The 15992-nt window shown below is 72.0% G+C and carries 16 protein-coding genes; 8 read left to right on the top strand and 8 right to left on the bottom strand.

The genetic code is table 11. The annotated features are described in order from the left end of the window. The first annotated feature begins 254 nt into the window (after nucleotides 1–254). Nucleotides 255–1031 carry a sulfurtransferase gene (locus tag P2T37_RS06475; protein ID WP_276235984.1) on the top strand — a complete coding sequence of 259 codons (777 nt, stop codon included), beginning with the start codon at nucleotides 255–257 and terminating at the stop codon, nucleotides 1029–1031. On the opposite strand, the gene P2T37_RS06470 is transcribed toward P2T37_RS06475, so the two are convergent. Continuing rightward, nucleotides 1021–2028, bottom strand: coding sequence for an AI-2E family transporter (locus tag P2T37_RS06470; protein WP_276235983.1), 1008 nt, complete (start codon nucleotides 2026–2028; stop codon nucleotides 1021–1023). The two genes, P2T37_RS06475 and P2T37_RS06470, sit on opposite strands and share 11 nt — an antisense overlap. An 87-nt stretch (nucleotides 2029–2115) precedes the next feature. On the opposite strand from P2T37_RS06470, the gene P2T37_RS06465 reads away from it, so the two are divergent. The 4 genes from P2T37_RS06465 to P2T37_RS06450 all read left to right on the top strand — a co-directional run bounded on the left by P2T37_RS06465 (nucleotide 2116) and on the right by P2T37_RS06450 (nucleotide 7215). Then, nucleotides 2116–3222, top strand: coding sequence for a thiamine ABC transporter substrate-binding protein (locus tag P2T37_RS06465; RefSeq protein ID WP_276235982.1), 1107 nt, complete (start codon nucleotides 2116–2118; stop codon nucleotides 3220–3222). Beyond that, the gene (locus P2T37_RS06460) at nucleotides 3179–5110 is read left to right on the top strand and encodes an ABC transporter permease (RefSeq protein ID WP_276235980.1); all 1932 of its coding nucleotides are present in this window, start codon (nucleotides 3179–3181) and stop codon (nucleotides 5108–5110) included. The genes P2T37_RS06465 and P2T37_RS06460 overlap by 44 nt, the downstream gene beginning before the upstream one ends. Beyond that, on the top strand, nucleotides 5103–6104 hold the full coding sequence (locus tag P2T37_RS06455) for an ABC transporter ATP-binding protein (protein ID WP_276235979.1): 1002 nt from the start codon (nucleotides 5103–5105) through the stop codon (nucleotides 6102–6104). Before P2T37_RS06460 ends, P2T37_RS06455 begins: the two co-directional genes overlap by 8 nt. A 94-nt stretch (nucleotides 6105–6198) precedes the next feature. Continuing rightward, on the top strand, nucleotides 6199–7215 hold the full coding sequence (locus P2T37_RS06450) for a DNA primase large subunit PriL (protein WP_276235978.1): 1017 nt from the start codon (nucleotides 6199–6201) through the stop codon (nucleotides 7213–7215). Here the strand turns inward: P2T37_RS06450 and P2T37_RS06445 are convergent. After that, nucleotides 7212–7412 carry a DUF7472 family protein gene (locus P2T37_RS06445; RefSeq protein ID WP_276235977.1) on the bottom strand — a complete coding sequence of 67 codons (201 nt, stop codon included), beginning with the start codon at nucleotides 7410–7412 and terminating at the stop codon, nucleotides 7212–7214. The genes P2T37_RS06450 and P2T37_RS06445 overlap by 4 nt on opposite strands. 147 nt (nucleotides 7413–7559) lie before the next feature. Between P2T37_RS06445 and P2T37_RS06440 the strand changes: the two genes are divergently transcribed. Next, on the top strand, nucleotides 7560–8189 hold the full coding sequence (locus tag P2T37_RS06440; protein ID WP_276235976.1) for an SWIM zinc finger family protein: 630 nt from the start codon (nucleotides 7560–7562) through the stop codon (nucleotides 8187–8189). A gap of 552 nt (nucleotides 8190–8741) precedes the next feature. Here P2T37_RS06440 and hjc read toward each other — a convergent pair. From hjc to P2T37_RS06420, 4 genes are all read right to left on the bottom strand, one after another. Further along, nucleotides 8742–9257, bottom strand: a complete 516-nt coding sequence (hjc, locus tag P2T37_RS06435; protein ID WP_276235975.1) for a Holliday junction resolvase Hjc — start codon at nucleotides 9255–9257, stop codon at nucleotides 8742–8744. A gap of 59 nt (nucleotides 9258–9316) precedes the next feature. Next, entirely contained in the window at nucleotides 9317–10615 is a 1299-nt protein-coding gene (locus P2T37_RS06430) for an adenosylhomocysteinase (RefSeq protein ID WP_276235974.1), read from the bottom strand. Nucleotides 10616–10726: 111 nt separating this feature from the next. Then, complete coding sequence (locus P2T37_RS06425) at nucleotides 10727–11503, bottom strand: hypothetical protein (RefSeq protein ID WP_276235973.1); 777 nt, start codon at nucleotides 11501–11503, stop codon at nucleotides 10727–10729. Between the two features lie 127 nt (nucleotides 11504–11630). After that, on the bottom strand, nucleotides 11631–12920 hold the full coding sequence (locus P2T37_RS06420) for an amidohydrolase (protein WP_276235972.1): 1290 nt from the start codon (nucleotides 12918–12920) through the stop codon (nucleotides 11631–11633). Between the two features lie 91 nt (nucleotides 12921–13011). Here P2T37_RS06420 and hisG point away from each other — a divergent pair, with 91 nt between their 5' ends. Continuing rightward, nucleotides 13012–13863 (top strand): ATP phosphoribosyltransferase, encoded by an 852-nt coding sequence (gene hisG / locus P2T37_RS06415; protein ID WP_276235971.1) that lies wholly within the window; start codon nucleotides 13012–13014, stop codon nucleotides 13861–13863. Nucleotides 13864–13872: 9 nt separating this feature from the next. On the opposite strand, the gene P2T37_RS06410 is transcribed toward hisG, so the two are convergent. After that, a complete protein-coding gene (locus tag P2T37_RS06410) occupies nucleotides 13873–14265 on the bottom strand; it encodes a DUF7473 family protein (protein ID WP_276235970.1) in 393 nt (130 codons plus the stop codon). A 38-nt stretch (nucleotides 14266–14303) separates the two neighbouring features. Next, nucleotides 14304–14867, bottom strand: a complete 564-nt coding sequence (locus tag P2T37_RS06405) for a TATA-box-binding protein (RefSeq protein ID WP_276235969.1) — start codon at nucleotides 14865–14867, stop codon at nucleotides 14304–14306. A gap of 118 nt (nucleotides 14868–14985) precedes the next feature. On the opposite strand from P2T37_RS06405, the gene P2T37_RS06400 reads away from it, so the two are divergent. Then, on the top strand, nucleotides 14986–15978 hold the full coding sequence (locus P2T37_RS06400) for a methyltransferase domain-containing protein (protein WP_276235968.1): 993 nt from the start codon (nucleotides 14986–14988) through the stop codon (nucleotides 15976–15978). Nucleotides 15979–15992: the final 14 nt, after the last annotated feature.

Below are 15992 nucleotides of genomic sequence, written 5' to 3'. Positions count from 1 at the left end.
ACGCCTCCCGACCATATCCGTCTTCCCTCCGGTCAGTTCGGCCACCGCTCCCTCCTACGGGAAAGAGTTGCCGCTATTGCGACGGAACGGGGCCGGCGACCGGCGCGCGCCGCGTCGGGGCGGCACGAGCGTCCGTGAGAGCCGTTCTCGCGTCGGTCGCGGACCGTTTCCGGCCTCGGTTGCCGCTATCTCGGAGCGGCGACGCTCCCCGCCGCCCCCGCCGGGTTCAAGCGCGGGCGCGGCGGAGCGTGGGTATGACCGACGTCGTCGTCTCGGCCGACTGGCTGGCCGACCGTCGCGGGGAGGTGCGCGTCGTGGACGTCCGCGACGCGTGGGAGTTCGAGGGTATCGGCCACGTCGAGGGGGCGACGAACGTCCCGTTCGACAGCTACCGGGGCGACGACGGCGAGGCCGGAAAGCTCCCCGGCGCCGACGCCTTCGCCGACCTGCTGGGCGGGGCCGGCGTGTCGAACACGGACCGCGTCGTCGCGTACGACGACACGCACGGCGTCTTCGCGGCACGGCTCCTCGTGACGGCCGAACTGTACGGCCACGACCCCGACCTGCTCCACCTGCTGGACGGCGACTTCTCGGCGTGGCAGCGCGAGTACCCGACCACCTCGGCGGCGACCGACCCCGACCCGGCGACCTACGAGGCGGCGTTCGACACCTCGGGCCCCTTGGTCGGCATCGACGCCGTCTGCGAGGCCATCGACTCGGGCGCGACGCTCGTGGACACCCGCGAGGCGTGGGAGTACGAGGAGGGTCACATCCCCGGCGCGATACGGCTGGACTGGCGCGAACTCGTGGACGACGAGACGCGGGGGTTGCTCCCCGAGGCGGACCTGCGCGACCTGCTCGCCGAGCGGGGCATCCACCCCGAGGACCGGGTCGTCCTCTACTGTAACACCGCGCGGCGCATCAGCCACACATACACCGTGCTCCGGCACCTCGGCTACCCGGACCTCGCGTTCTACGAGGGGTCGCTGACGGAGTGGGAGCGCGAGGGCGGCGACCTCGTCACAGGGTAGCCTGTTCCGTCCCGTCGCCGTTGCCCGACAGCAGCGCGACGGCCTCCGCGACGAGCGCGACGGCGAGCGGGCCGGCGATGAAGCCGATGGCCCCGAGCGAGAGCACGCCGCCGGTGAAGCCGACGAAGTAGAGGCTCACGGGGAGGTGTGCGGCGTAGCTGGCGAGGCGCGGCCGGATGACCGCGTCGGGGAGCAGGCCGACGACGGCCCCGCCGACGACGGCGACGAGGACGGCGCGGACGACGTTCCCTCCGACGATATCGACGACGGCGAGCACCCCGAGCAGGACGCCCGGCCCGACGACGGGGATGAACTGGAGGACGCCGGCCGCGACGGCGAGCGTGACCGGCGCGTCGTAGCCGAGCGCGTAGAACGTGACGGCGGCGATGAGGAAGGTGCCCGCGGCCGTCGCGGCCTGGAGGACGTAGATGCCGTAGAGCGTGTCGCGCGTCCGGCCGTGAAACCGCCGGACGATGCCGTGGTACTCGCGGGGGACGACGTTCAACACCGCGCGCCCGGCCCGCCCCGGCCGGAGCAGCAGGCCGTACAGCAGGATGGCGAAGAGCAGTAGCTTCAGCGCGAGGACGGGCGCGGAGCGGGCCACGTCCACCGCGACGCCCCGGAGCGCCGCGATGGTCGGCTCCACGAGCGCGTCCGTCTGCTGTGTGTACGTCATCTCGCCGACGGTCACCGTGACGGCGTCGGGGAGGTCGTTCAGCAGGGCGATGATGGCGCCGCGCCGCCGGTAGAGCGTGAACGCCGTGAGCGCGAGCGTGACGAGGACGACGCCGAAGACGGCCGACGACAGCACCGCCGCGGCGACGCGGCGCGAGAGCCCCCGGTCGAGCAACTGCTCGCGGAGAGGGTAGAGCACGTAGGCGACGGTGACGGCGAAGAACGCCGTCCCGATGACGGCCCGCAGCAGGAACGTCGCGGCGACGAGCAGGACGAGGAGCACGCCCGCGAGCACGTACTGTCGGCGGAGCCCGTCGCGCATTGTCCGCCCTGCTCCCCCCGGGTGCGTAACCCTTTCGACGGCCGGCATCCGCCGGGCTTATCAACCACCGAGTGTGATTACCCGGTAATGAGCAGGAAGACGGAGGGACGAACGGCATCGAACGGACGGACGCGCCGGGCCTACCTCGCCGCGGCGGGGACGCTCGGGGCGACGGCGCTGGCCGGCTGTGCGGGCTTCTCCGGCGGCGGCGAGCCGAGCGGCACCCTCACCGTGGCGACGTACTCCTCGTGGGTCGAGGACGACGGCGCGGCCGGGCCGTGGCTGAAGGACGCCTTCGAGGCGGAGTACCCCGACGTCACGGTGGAGTACACGACGCCCGACTCCGGGCTGAACAACTTCATCCGGCGCAAGCAGGAGGGCGCGCCCATCGACGCCGACGTGTACGTCGGGCTGAACGTCGACCAGATGATACGCATCGACTCGGAGCTCGACGAGGCGCTGTTCGACGACGTGTCGGGCGACCTCTCGAACGGCGACGCGGTGAAGTCGGACCTCCGGTTCGACCCGGACGGCCGCGCCGTTCCCTACGACACCGGCTACATCGCGCTCGTCTTCGACGAGTCCGCGGTCGACCGCCCGACGACGTTCGACGACCTCGTCTCGCCCGGGTGGGAGGACACGCTGCTCGCACAGAACGCCCAGTCGTCCGACCCCGGGCGCGCGTTCCTGCTGTGGACGGTCAAGCAGTACGGCGCGGACGGCTACCTCGACTACTGGCGCGACCTGCAGGACAACGGCGTCACCATCCTCGATAGCTGGGACGAGGCGTACAACAACGCCTACTCCAACGGCGAGCGCCCGATGGTCGTCTCCTACTCGACGGACCAGGTGTACGCGAACCGCTACGACCAGGACATGACCCGCCACCAGGTCGCGTTCCTGAACGACCAGGGATACGCGAACCCCGAGGGGATGGCCCGCTTCGCGGACACGGACAGCCCGGACACCGCCGCGGCGTTCATGGACTTCATGCTCACCCCCGAGGCGCAGGGGGAGATCGCCGTCCGCAACGTCCAGTTCCCGGCCATCCCGGAGGAGGAGGCGAACCTCACCGACGAGTTCGCCGAGTACGCGAAGGTGCCGGCCGACCCGGTGACGTTTACCTACGACGAACTGAAGGGGAACCTGAATGGCTGGGTCGAGGACTGGGCACGCGCTATCGCGCAGGGCTGAGCGGGTCGCGCTCCCGCTCGCGGGGCTGGCGACGGCGCTGTTGCTCGTCGTCATGCTCTACTACCCGGTCGGGACCGTCCTCGCCGAGGCCGTCGCCGGCGACGGCCTCTCGCTCGCGCCGCTGGCCGACGTGCTCTCCGACCCGTTCTACGTCGGCGCGCTGGCCGGCGCCGTCGCGGACCCCGCGGGCGTGCCGGCCGGCGTCCTCCGGTGGGCCGCCGGCAGCGCCGCGGCCCTCGGGAGCGCGCTCGTCGCCGTCCCCGCCGCCGCGCTCGCACCGGATGCGACCGTGCTCGGCGCGCTCGCACGGCTGTGGGCGACGCTCGTCGGCGTCGCCCCGCCGTTCGGGCTGTTCGGCTTCACCGTCTGGCAGGCGCTCCTCTCGACCGTCGCGAGCCTCGCGCTCGGCCTCCCCGGCGCGTACGCGCTCGCCCGCTTCGAGTTCCCCGGCCGGCGCGCGCTCGAATCGCTCACGGCCGTCCCGTTCGTGCTCCCCTCCATCATGGTCGCGGTCGGGTTCGTCGCCGCGTTCGGCGCGAGCGGGCCGCTCAACGACCTGTTGCGCGCGGTCGGCCTGCCGACCGTCGAACTGCTGTTCTCGCTCGAGATCATCGTGCTCGCACACGCCTTCTACAACGCCCCGCTCGTCACCCGCATCGTCGCCGCCGCGTGGGAGAACGTCGACGCCCGCGCCGTCGAGACGGCCCGCTCGCTGGGCGCGTCGCGCCGGCGCGCCTTCCGCGACGTGGTCGTCCCCCAACTGCTCCCCGCCGCGGCCACCGGCGCGCTCCTCACCTTCATCTTCACGTTCATGTCGTTCCCCATCGTGCTCGCGCTGGGCGGGCTGGAGTTCGCCACCGTCGAGGTGTGGCTCTACGACCGGGTACGCCAACTGGAGCTGACGGAGGCCGCGGCGCTCGCGGTGCTCGAAACGCTCGTCTCGCTCGGGCTGACCTACGCGTACCTCCGCTACGAGGACGCGGTCTCGCGGGGCGACAGGGTGTCGTCGCCGCTGGCGCGCGAACCCCTGTTCGGCCTCGACGCGAAGCGGCTGGCGCTCGGCGCGTACGGCCTCGTCGTCCTCGTCGTGTTCGCGCTCCCCATCGCGAGCATGCTCGTCGCCAGCGTCGCCGGGCCGAACGGCCCGACGGTCCAGTACTACGAGTTCCTGATACAGCGCGGGGAAACGGCGACGGCCGCGCAGGTGAACCCCGCCGTCGCGGTGCGCAACAGCCTCCTGTTCGGCGTCGGCACCCTCCTCGTCGCCGTTCCGATGGGTATCGTGCTCGCGCTCGCCTCGGTGAGCGGCGGCGACGCCCGGTTCCTCCCGCGGGGGCTCGTTCCGGACGCGCTCGCCGGGGCCGGCCGGCGGTTCGTCGGCGTCGCGGCGATGCTCCCCTTCGCCGTCTCCGGCGTCGTCGTCGGCCTCGGCCTGCTCCAGGGGCTGGTCTTCGGCGTCGAGGTGTTCGGGGCGCGCGTGGCGCTCGGCGGCCCGCTCGCCATCGTCGCCGCGCACGCGACCGGCGCGTACCCGTTCGTCGTCCGCAACGTCGCCCCCCTGCTCGGGGGGCTGGACCGCCGGCTGGTCGAGTCCGCGCGGGCGCTCGGCGCGACCCGGGCGCGGGCGCTCGTGGACATCGAGGTGCCGCTCGTGATGCCGGGCGTCGCGGCGGGCGCGGCGTTCGCCTTCGCCATCTCGATAGGCGAGTTCGACTCCACGGTCATCCTCGCGGAGGGGTCGGACGCGTACACGATGCCCGTCGCCGTCGAGCGGTTCCTCGGGCGACAGACGCTCGGGCGCGCGACCGCGATGGGGTCGGTGCTGCTCGCCGTCACCGCGGGCGCGTTCGTCGTCATCGACCGGGTCGGGGGGCGGTACCGTGAGTAGCCTCGAACTCCGAGGCGTCGCGGTGCGGTACGGCGACGCGACGGCGCTGGCCAAGGCCGACCTCGTCGTCGAGGACGGGGAGTTCTTCACGCTCGTCGGCCCCTCCGGCTGCGGGAAGACGACCACCCTGCGGACCATCGCCGGCTTCGAGGAGCCGACCGAGGGCGAGGTGCTGTTCGACGGCGTCCCGATGGGGGGCGTCCCGCCGGAAGCGCGCGACGTGGGCGTCGTCTTCCAGCAGTACGCGCTGTTCCCCCACATGAGCGTGGCCGAGAACGTCGCCTACGGCCTCCGGTTCGCCGAGGACCCGCCCGACGAGGAATCGCGCGTCGCGGAACTGCTCGACCTCGTGGGACTGTCGGGGTTCGAGGAGCGCGACCCCGGCGCGCTCTCGGGCGGGCAGCAGCAGCGGGTCGCGCTGGCGCGCGCGCTCGCGCCCGAACCCGAACTGCTCCTGCTCGACGAGCCGATGAGCGCGCTCGACGCCCGCCTCCGCGAGCGCCTGCGCCGGGAGGTGCGCCGCATCCAGGAGGAGCTCGGCGTGACGACGGTGTACGTCACCCACGACCAGGCGGAGGCGCTCGCCGTCTCCGACCGCGTGGCCGTCATGTCCGAGGGCCGCGTCGAGCAGGTCGGCACCCCCGAGGCGGTGTACCGGGAGCCGGCGACCCGGTTCGTCGCGGAGTTCGTCGGCGAGAACAACGTCTTCGCGGGCGAGGCGCGGGACGGCCGCGTCGCGGTCGAGGGGACCGAGTTCGCCGTCGCGGGCGCCGAGGGGCCGACGACCTTCTGCGTGCGGCCCGAGGCGATGCGTGTCGGCGCGGCGGAGAACCGTGTGACCGGCACCGTCGAGTACGCGGAGTTCCTCGGCGAGTCGGTCCGCGTCGGCCTCTCGTGGCGCGGCCGCGACCTCGTGGTGCGGACCGACACGGTGCCCGAGGGCGAGGAACTGACCGTGGGCTTCGCCCCCGAGGACGCCGTCGTCGTGGAGTGAGCGGGAGCCTCGCGGGCACTCGCGGCCTGCCGCGGGGAGGCCCGGCTTGGGCCCTACCGTCGCGTTCATTAGCCGGCCCCCACAAGCCCGGGCCATGCAACCGCTCCACGCCCGCTACCCGTTCCTCGCGGCCGCCCGCGAGGCCGTCGAGGCCGCGGACGTGGACCTCGCCGCGGTCGTCCGGGAGGGCGGCGCGCCCGTCGAGCGGGGCGTCGAGCGCGTCGAGCGCGCGCTCGTGGACGGCACCGTCGCCCCCGAGCGCTCGTGGAGCACGCGCGCGGAGCTCCTCTCGTACCCCGTCGCCCGCGTGCTCGTCTCGCTCGTAGACGTGCGCGGCGCCGTCGAGAAGTACGCCCGCGCGGAGGCCGCGCTCGCCTACGAGCGGTTCACCGACGACTTCGACGACGACACCCGCCTCAAGTCGGCGAACCGCGAGGGCCTCTCGCTCGACGCGATGCTCGCGGACTTCGACCTCGCGGTCGGCGTCACCCCGACCGGCGACGGCCGCTTCGAGGTGGCCGTCGGCACGTACCTCGACCTCGCCGCGCCGCTCGACGGGAAACGGTGGCGCCTCGCCGTTCGGCCGCTCGCCGACGGCTTCGTCGCCGTCTCGCGCCGGGAACTGTACGAACTCCTGCGCGAGGCCGTCCGCGAACGCGTCGCCGACGGCCTCCCCCTCTCCGTGCCCGACCCCATCGCCGAGGCGCTCGCGGGCGAGACGGCGACCCTCCGCGAGGCGCTCGCCCCCGTCGAGCGCACCGGGGACGTGGGCCGCTTCGACCCCGAGGCGTTCCCGCCCTGCGTGCGGACGCTCGCCGAGCGGGTGCGCGCGGGCGAGGCCGGCGACACCGCGCGCTACTCGCTTTTGACCTTCCTCGCCGCGACGGGTGCGGAGTTCGAGCGGGTCGCGGAGCACCTCGGAGACGCCTCCGCGGACCTCCGCTACCAGTACGAGCGGCTGGCGAACGACGGCGCGCAGTTCGCCCCGCCGTCGTGTGCGACGATGAAGGCGAACGGCGACTGTCACGACCCCGACGACCTCTGCGAGGAGATAACGCAGCCGCTGGGGTACTACGAGGAGCGGCTCGACACCGTCGCCGCGGACGACTAGCGCCGGTCGAGGAAGACCCCGACGACCGCCATCAGCAGGACGAAGCCGAGAATGGTCGCGACGATGCTTATCCCCCCCTCCGAGGTGAGTTGGGAAGCCCCGTTGCTGTCGCCCACGACGACCAGCGCCGCGACGAACAACACGACGGCGACCGTCGAGACGGCGATCTCGACGAGCGTCTCCCGCTCGATATCCATACGTCGGGGTCGGCCGTTCCCCGCAAAAGCCCTTCGAAGCCGCCGTTCGTGCGCTTTCGGGGGGCTACGGCCGTGAAACGCCCCGAAACGGCGTGAACGGTCGAGTGCTTTACCCCCGTTCGGACCCTCCCTTCGAGTGGAACAGCCATGACGCACCTCGAACACACACCCGCGTCACCGAACCCGAAACGCCCGCTCGCGCCGGACACCTCGCGGCTCGACCCGCGGTCGGCCCGCGCGTGGACCGAGCCGATGGCCGTCCGCGCGCTCGGCGGCGGCCGCTACGCCGTCGCCTCGGGCGGCGACTACGAGGTCGACCTCCCCGCCGGGACGTGTACCTGCCCGGACAGCGGCTACCGCGGCGAGCGCTGCAAACACCTCCGGCGCGTCGCCGTCGAGATAACCCGCGGGGACCTCGCGCCCCCGGGGCGACTGCCCGACGCGTGTGCCGCCTGCGGCCGCGAGGCCTTCCTCCCCGAGGCGCTCGCGCTGTGTGACGACTGCCGCTACGAGGCCGGCGACGCCGTCCGCGACCGCGAGACGGGCGACCTCGTCGTCGTCGCCGCGGTCCACGACACCCCCGCCGACGAGTGGCTCGTCGCGGGGACCGACCGCACCGTCGCCGACTACGAGACGAACGACGGCTACCCGACCGACGACCCCGTCGTGGAGGTCGTGTATCCGTTCTCCGCGGGCCGGAAACCGCTCGCGGACCTGAAGCGGTACGCGTTCCCCCACTCGCGGCTGGCCGACGTGAACGCGCAGTTCGTGGACTGAGTCGTTGGTTCGGACCGTTTTCGCTGTGACTCCGGTGTAGTGTCCGGGGGAGGAGGTGGTCAACCCGATGCTCGCCACGAACACCTCGAAAGCCCCGAGGCGAACCGGTCGCCTCACTCGCTACGCTCCTCGCCCGCGTGCTTGTTCCGCGAGACGTGGCCTCGCGTCGTTCGCAGTCGCGGAGCGACTGCTCACCGTCGTGACGCTCCCGCTCCGCCTCGCCTTTCTCCACCCACAGCCCCGCGACCGCACCGCCCCAACCCTCCCCCATGACCGACACGCTCCTCCGGAGCGGTCGGTCTCGGCCGGCGCAATCGTTTCCGGTCCGTTTCCGCGGTGGCGTGCGCTGACTCGCCGCCCGTCGCGAGTGAGCGGAGCGAACGAATCGTCTGGGGAGGCGTGTGGGCGGTGCCGTCGCGGGGCTGTTCTCATAGAACCGCGCGAGCAGGACGTCCCCGGGGCAGTAACCGAAGACGACCACGAACAGGACGTTCACCGAAGACCCGAGCGCGAAGAACGGGAGTCGCACACCAGAAACCGAGAGAACCGAACCTACAACATCTCGGCGGCGTCCTCGGGCGAGAGGTCGCCCGAGGCCACGGCCCGGAGCACGTCGAGCGAGTCGTCGTCCGGTTTCTCGACGGCTATCTCGTCCAGCGTCACCTTCTCGGAGTCGCCGGTGAGTTCGGCGGTGTCGACGCCGTCGGCGAGCGCCGTCTCCTTCTTGACGCGGTAGTTCCCCCCGTCGGTGACGTAGAGGTCGCCGGGGTGGAAGAAGTACCAGTCCTCGCGGTCGAAGCGCACGGCGATGCGCGGCTTCGCCCCGAAGTTGCGCGCGAAGTAGACGAGCGCCTCCACCTCCTCGCCGGTGAGGTAGATGGGGTCGCCCGCCGACGACTTCGCCTCGATGGCGTAGAAGCGGTCGCCGTCGCCCGCGAGCACGTCGGGGAGTTCGCGGTCCGTCGCCGCGCCGGAGGCGGGCGCGCGCATCACCGCGAAGCCGCGCTCGTCGAGGAGGTTGACGAGTTCGCGCTCGCGGCGGTCCCCCTTCGAGTTCGCGTTGACCATACACGGGAGCGGGCGTCGGGGGGCTTAAATCGCGTGACGCCGGGCCGGAGTCGGGCGGCTCAGGTCCCGTGGTCCCACGAGCCCATGTACTCGCGCTGCTCGTCGGACAGCGTGTCGATGTCGATGCCCTCGGCCTCCAGTTTGACCTCCGCGACCTCGCGGTCGAGCGCGTCGGGCACGTCGTGGACACCGGCGCCGTAGGCGTCGCCGTTCTCCACGATCTCTCGGACGGCGACGGCCTGAATGCCGAAGCTCTGGTCCATTATCTCGACGGGGTGGCCCATCGCGACGGGGCTGGCGAGGTTCACCAGGCGCCCCTCGGCGAGGACGTTCAGCCGGCGGCCGTCGGGGAGCTCGTAGGCGGTGACGCCCTCGCGGGCCTCGCGCACGTCGGCGGCGAGGTCCGCCAACTGGTCGAGGTTGACCTCCACGTCGAAGTGGCCGGCGTTGGCGAGCACCGCGCCGTCGTTCATCCGCGTGAAGTGTTCCTCCGTGATGACGTCGCGGTTGCCCGTCGTGGTGACGAACACGTCGCCCTTCGCGGCCGCCTCGGCCATCGTCGTGACCTCGTACCCCTCCATGTGCGCCTCCAGCGCGCGGTTGGGGTCGACCTCCGTGACGACGACGTGGGCGTTCTGCCCCTTCGCCTTCTTCGCGACGCCGCGGCCGCAGTCGCCGTAGCCCGCGACGACGACCGTCTTGCCGGCGAACGAGAGGTTCGTCGTCATGGCGATGTTCGAGAGGGCGGCTTCGCCCGTGCCGTGGACGTTGTCGAACAGCCGCTTCATCGGCGTGTCGTTGACCGCGAACACGGGGTAGCGGAGCTCGCCGTCGTCGTCCATCGCGCGCAGGCGGTGGACGCCGGTGGTGGTCTCCTCACAGCCGCCGAGCACCGAGTCGATGAGCTCCGGGTAGTCCTGGTGGATGGCGGCGATCATGTCCATCCCGTCGTCCACGGTGATGGTCGGCTCGTGGCCGATGACGGCCTCGATGGCCGCGTAGTAGGTGTCGTCGTCCACGCCGCGCTCGGCGTACGACGTGATGCGCTCGTGGGAGTCGAGCGCCGCGCTCACGTCGTCGTGGGTCGAGAGGGGGTTACAGCCGGTGATGGCGACCTCCGCGCCGCCCGCGGCGAGCAGTTCGGTCAGCGCCGCCGTCTTCGCCTCGACGTGCATCGCCATCCCGACCGTCTGGCCGGCGAGCGGCTGGTCCGCCTCGAACTCCGCGCGGAGTTCGTGGAGGATGGGCATGTGCTGGCGCGCCCACGCTATCTTGCGGTGGCCCTCCTCGGCCGCCGTCTCCGGGTCGTCCAGCCGGGCGGTGATGGACTCCAACCCGGCGTCGGTGGTTTCGCTCATACCCGGACCTCGGGCGAGGCGTCCTAAACGTTGCCGAAGCCCGCGGCTCGGCGGGCGGAAAACGGGGAAAAGCGCATCGCGGGGGAGTGGTCGGGGGTCGGGCGTCGGTCGTCAGTTGCGACCGTTACCGTTGCCGTTACCGTTGCCGTTGCCGTTGTTGCCGGCCTCCTCCTCGTCGTCTTCCTCTTCCTCGTCCTCATCGTCCTCATCGTCCTCGGTCTCGGCTTCCTCCTCGTCATCGTCGTCGTCACGGTCGTTCGCCGCGTGCTCCGGCGGGCCGCGACGGTCGTCGTCATCGTCGTCGGTCTCGGCCTCCTCGTCATCGTCGTCGCGGTCCGGGCCGCGGTCCTCCGGCGGGCCGGCGTGCTCCGGGCGGTTGTCCGCGCCGGGGTTGTTCTCCGTCACGAACTCGGAGACCTCCTGTCCGATGCCGCCCGAGGTGCCGTCCGAGAGGAGTTCAGCGACGAACGCGGAGACCTCCTGTCCGAAGGCCCCGTCCTCCTCCTCCTCGGCGTACTCGGCGCTCACGAGGTCGGCCGTCGTCGTGGCCGTCCGGTTGTCGTACTCGGCGGTCACCTCGACGGTGACGTTCTCCTCGGGCGCGTCGAGGCCGACCGTGCCGTCCTCGTCGGTGGCGTACGTCCCGTTACCCGCGTACGAGGCGTTCTCGCCGACGGCCGCGACGGTCACGGTCGCGTTCTCGACGGCGCTCCCGTTGTCCGTCACGGAGACGGTCACGTCCTCGCCGGCCTGCGAGACGCCGACCGCGAGGCCGGCGTTGCCCGCCTCGTTCGCCGCGGCCGCGCCCGCCGAGACGGCGGGGGCGAGCACGCTCAGCAGGACGACCAGCGCTCCGGCCAACGCGAACAGCTTGGTGTTTCGGCTCATCTACCCGGTTCGAGGCGCGACGACCCCATAAACCGGGATTCCCGTTCGACCCGTTCACCCCGGGTCGAGGAACGCCACAGAAACCGTTAGAACGTTCAGAAACGCCTCTGCGAGTTCAACGCGGGTTTCAGCTCGCGCGGTCGACGGCGTCGCGGGCGCGCTCCGCCGCCTCGCGTTTGACGGCGTCGGCGTCGAGGGTGAGCACCTCGCGGTCGCGCATCAGGACGCGGCCGTCACAGACCGTGTGTCGCACGTCGCTCCCGCGGGCCGCGTACGCGAGGTGGCTCACGGGGTCGTGTTCGGGCGTGAGGTGGGGAGCGTCGAAGTCCACCACGGCGAGGTCCGCGGGCGCGCCGGCCTCGATACGCCCGACGGGGAGGCCGAGCGCCTCGGCCCCGCCCCGCGTCGCCATCTCCACCGCGGCCTCGGCGGGGACCGCGCTCGCGTCGTCGACCGCGAGTTTCCCGAGCATGGCCGCGTCGCGTGCCTCGTCGAACAGGTCGAGGTCGTTGTTCGAGGCCGCGCCGTCCGTCCCGAGCGCGACGGTCACGCCCGCGTCGCGCAGGCGCTGGACCGGGGCCATCCCCGAGGCGAGTTTCATGTTCGAGGCCGGGCAGTGGACGACGGCGACGTCGCGCTCCGCGAGGAGGTCTATCTCCGCGTCGTCGAGGTGGACGCCGTGGGCGACCCACGTGTCGTCGGCGAGCATCCCGAGGTCGTCCGCGTACGCGCCCGGCCGGACGCCGGCCTCCTCGTCGATGGCCTCGACGTACTCGGCCGTCTCGTTGAAGTGGAAGTGGAGGGGGACGCCCGCCTCGTGCGCCTTCGGGACGAACTCCGCGAGCAGGTCCGTATCGACGGTGTGGGGCGCGTGGGGCATCACGGCCGTCGTGACGCGGCCGTCGGCCGCGCCGTCGTACTCCTCGGCGACGGCGAGCGACTCCGCGAAGTCCGCGCGGGCCGCCTCGTCGTCCTTGCCGACCGTGACGACGCCGTGGCCGAGGCGGGCGCGCAGGCCCGCGTCCGCGACGGCCTCCGCGACCGTACCGACGTGGAAGTACATGTCCGCGAACGCCGTCGTCCCCGAGCGTATCATCTCCACGGCGGCGAGGCGCGCGCCCGCGCCCACGTCCTCGGGGGTGAGGACGCCCTCTATCGGCCAGACGTCCTCCTGCAGCCACGCGTCGAGCGGCTTGTCGTCGGCGTACCCGCGGAGGAGGGTCATCGCGGCGTGGCCGTGGGCGTTGACGAGGCCCGGCAGTACGATTCCACCGGAGGCGTCGAGGGTCTGGTCCGTCTCGCGCCGCTCCAGCGCGCCGACGGCGTCGATGCGGCCGTCGTCGTCCACGCGCACGTCGGCGCGCTCGACGGTCAGGTCCGGGCGCAGGACGCGCCCGCCGGTGACGAGCAGGGTCATACTCCGGCCTCGCGGGCGCGGGGCGTCAACCCCACGGTTCGCCCGCGGCGCGCTTCGATAGGTGGAAGGGGCACGGGGGCGAACCCGGCCCATGCGAATCGCCGTGCCCAACAAGGGCCGCCTCCACGACCCCGCCGTCGAACTGCTGGAGCGCGCCGGCCTCCACATCGAGGGCGGCGCGGACCGGAAGCTCTACGCCGACACCGTCGACCCCGACGTCTCCGTGCTGTTCGCCCGCGCCGCCGATATCCCCGAGTACGTCGCGGACGACGCCGCGGCGCTCGGCGTCACGGGCCTCGACCAGGTTCGGGAGTCGCGCGTCGACCTCGCCGACCTCCTCGACCTCGACTTCGGGCGGTGTCGCCTCGTGCTCGCCGCGCCGGAGGACGGGCCCGTCGACAGCGTGGACGCGCTCGCCAACGGGACCGTCGCCACCGAGTTCCCGAACATCGCCGAGGACTACTTCGCCGACAAGCCGGTGTCGCCCGAGATAGTCGAGGTGTCGGGCGCGACGGAACTCACCCCGCACGTCGAGATAGCCGACGCCATCATCGACATCACCTCGACGGGGACGACCCTGCGGATGAACCGACTCGTCGTCGTGGACGAGGTGCTGGAGTCGTCGGTCCACCTGTTCGCGGACCCGAACGTGGCCGACGACCCGAAGGTGCGGCAGGTCGCCACGGCGCTCGAATCCGTCCTCGCCGCGGACGGGAAGCGCTACCTGATGATGAACGTCCCGCGCGACCGCCTGCCGGACGCGGAGGACGTGATTCCGGGGATGGGCGGCCCGACGGTGATGGACATCGACAACGGCGGCGGCGAGAAGGTCGCCGTCCACGTCGTCGTCGACGAGCGGGAGGTGTTCGAGACCATCACGCGGCTGAAGGACGCCGGCGCGAGCGATATCCTCGTGACGGAGATAGAGCGGCTGGTCGAGTAGCCCGGGCGGTCACACCACGTTCAGGAGGTTGGCGAGCGCGAACCCCAGCCCCACGGCGAACGCGAAGTGGAGCGCGACGACGGGTACCGCGGACTTCAGCTTCAGCCGATAGGCGAAGCTCACGGCGAGCAGGTCGGCGACGAGCGTGGCCGCGATGGTGAGGCCGACCAGCAGCGAGGGGTCGATGCCGAGGAAGTTCCCCCGCCCGTACTGCTGGAGCAGGATGGACACCGCCGCCGGGACTGGCGCGGCGTAGGCGGCCCGCTGTGAGGGGACGTCGCCGATGAAGAAGGTCGCCGCCAGATGCAGCGTCACGGCGTAGAACAGCGTCGTGACGAGGAAGGTGACGACGAGCGCCAGCAGCCCCCCGCCGGCTATCGACTGGAGGGGGAGGAGTGTCATACCCCGACGTAGCCGCGGCGGGCGTTTGTACGTGGCGGTTAGTTGCCCAGCAGGCCGAGTTCCTCCAGCCGAGAGACGATCTTGTCGACGGCGTGTTCGGCGTCGACCGGCTGCTTACCGCCCGTGATGACGAGCTTCCCGGAGCCGAACAGCAGCGCGACCACGTCGGGGTCGTCGAGCCGGTAGACGAGGCCGGGGAACTGCTCCGGCTCGTACTCGATGTTCTCCAGACCGAGGCCGATGGCGATGGCGTTGAGGTTGAGGTTGACGCCGAGGTCCGCGGAGGTGACGATGTTCTGGACGACGATCTCGGGCTCCTCCTCGACCTCGATGTTCAGCTCGCGGAGCTTGTCGAAGACGATGCGAAGCGACTCGTGGACGTCGTCGGTGGACTTCGCGCCGGTACAGACGATCTTGCCCGACCGGAAGATGAGCGCCGCGGACTTCGGCTCCTGCGTGCGGTAGACGAGGCCGGGGAACTGTTCGGGGTCGTAGTCCGCACCTTCGAGGTCCATCGCGACCGACTGCAGGTCGAGCTCCTGCCCGATGCCGGTCGAGGCGACCACGTTCTCGATGTTGATAGTCTCCTTGGGGTCGTCCATCGTTCGGCTTAAAACACGTATTTAACCTTTATAAAGGTACGTATGGGGGCGTGACATATCGTCGGCACGACGGCGGCCGCATCGTCGGCTTCTTGCCCGCGCGCGACCGGGGTCGGACGTGTACCTGCTGGAACTCGGCGGCGAGGACGACGCCTTCGCCGCCCGCGAGGCCGCGAGCGCGTGCTCGGCCGTCGAGCGGCTGGCGCCCGGCCTCGCCACGGCCCGCGGCGTCACCGACCGCGTCCGGGGGCTCGCGTACACCCACGCGGCGAGCGACCTCGTGGGCACCGCCGAGGGCGGGGTGGCCGCGGCCGTCGCCCTGCTGGAGGCCGCGTCGCTCGACCGCGAGGGGACCGTCGCCGTCCGCGCCCGCGACGTACAGGCCACGGCGGGCGTCTCCACGAGCGCGGCCGAGCGCGACCTCGGGAGCGTCCTCGTGGAGCGGGGTTTCGCCGTGGACCTCGACGACCCGGACCACGAACTCCGGGCGCTGTTCGCGGACGACACGGTCGCGCTCGGCTGGCTCGCCGTCGAGTCGGTGCGCGACTTCGGCGACCGGAAGCCGACGGACAAGCCGTTCTTCCAGCCGGGGAGCATGGACCCCCTGCTGGCGCGCGCCGTCGCCAACATCGCCGGGGCGCGGCCCGGTCGGGTCGTCCTCGACCCGATGTGCGGCACCGGCGGGGGGCTGGTGGAGGCCGGCCTCGTCGGCGCCGACGTGCTCGGCAACGACGCCCAGTACAAGATGGTCCACGGCGCCCGGGAGAACCTCGCGCGCTACCTCGACGGGGGCGTCGCGGGCCTGCCCGCGCCGGGCGGATACGACGTGGTGCGCGGCGACGCGACGCGGCTCCCGCTCCGTGACGGGGCGGCGGACTGCGTCGTCTTCGACGCGCCGTACGGGCGACAGTCCAAGATAGCGAACCGCTCGCTCGACGCGCTCGTGGCCGACGCGCTCGCCGAGGCCCGCCGCGTCGCCGACCGGGGTGTCCTCGTCGGGGACCGCGCGTGGGACGACGCCGCGCGCGCGGCCGGCTGGTCGGTGCCCGACCGCTACGTCCGCCCGGTCCACGGGACCCTCGACCGGCACGTCATCGTGCTCCGCGGTTGAACACGCGTTCAGCG

The sequence above is a fragment of the Halosegnis marinus genome (genome assembly GCF_029338355.1).
GTDB lineage: Archaea > Halobacteriota > Halobacteria > Halobacteriales > Haloarculaceae > Halosegnis > Halosegnis marinus.
The sequence above is the reverse complement of the archived record's forward strand: the minus strand, read 5'-3'. Positions and strand labels throughout refer to the sequence as shown.

What these genes read in the sequence shown, in the direction of transcription:
- P2T37_RS06475 (WP_276235984.1), top strand. Translation starts at nt 255, where the DNA reads ATGACCGACGTCGTCGTCTCGGCCGACTGGCTGGCCGACCGTCGCGGG.
- P2T37_RS06470 (WP_276235983.1), bottom strand. Translation starts at nt 2,028, where the DNA reads ATGCGCGACGGGCTCCGCCGACAGTACGTGCTCGCGGGCGTGCTCCTC.
- P2T37_RS06465 (WP_276235982.1), top strand. Translation starts at nt 2,116, where the DNA reads ATGAGCAGGAAGACGGAGGGACGAACGGCATCGAACGGACGGACGCGC.
- P2T37_RS06460 (WP_276235980.1), top strand. Translation starts at nt 3,179, where the DNA reads ATGGCTGGGTCGAGGACTGGGCACGCGCTATCGCGCAGGGCTGAGCGG.
- P2T37_RS06450 (WP_276235978.1), top strand. Translation starts at nt 6,199, where the DNA reads ATGCAACCGCTCCACGCCCGCTACCCGTTCCTCGCGGCCGCCCGCGAG.
- P2T37_RS06445 (WP_276235977.1), bottom strand. Translation starts at nt 7,412, where the DNA reads ATGGATATCGAGCGGGAGACGCTCGTCGAGATCGCCGTCTCGACGGTC.
- P2T37_RS06440 (WP_276235976.1), top strand. Translation starts at nt 7,560, where the DNA reads ATGACGCACCTCGAACACACACCCGCGTCACCGAACCCGAAACGCCCG.
- hjc (WP_276235975.1), bottom strand. Translation starts at nt 9,257, where the DNA reads ATGGTCAACGCGAACTCGAAGGGGGACCGCCGCGAGCGCGAACTCGTC.
- P2T37_RS06430 (WP_276235974.1), bottom strand. Translation starts at nt 10,615, where the DNA reads ATGAGCGAAACCACCGACGCCGGGTTGGAGTCCATCACCGCCCGGCTG.
- P2T37_RS06425 (WP_276235973.1), bottom strand. Translation starts at nt 11,503, where the DNA reads ATGAGCCGAAACACCAAGCTGTTCGCGTTGGCCGGAGCGCTGGTCGTC.
- P2T37_RS06420 (WP_276235972.1), bottom strand. Translation starts at nt 12,920, where the DNA reads ATGACCCTGCTCGTCACCGGCGGGCGCGTCCTGCGCCCGGACCTGACC.
- hisG (WP_276235971.1), top strand. Translation starts at nt 13,012, where the DNA reads ATGCGAATCGCCGTGCCCAACAAGGGCCGCCTCCACGACCCCGCCGTC.
- P2T37_RS06410 (WP_276235970.1), bottom strand. Translation starts at nt 14,265, where the DNA reads ATGACACTCCTCCCCCTCCAGTCGATAGCCGGCGGGGGGCTGCTGGCG.
- P2T37_RS06405 (WP_276235969.1), bottom strand. Translation starts at nt 14,867, where the DNA reads ATGGACGACCCCAAGGAGACTATCAACATCGAGAACGTGGTCGCCTCG.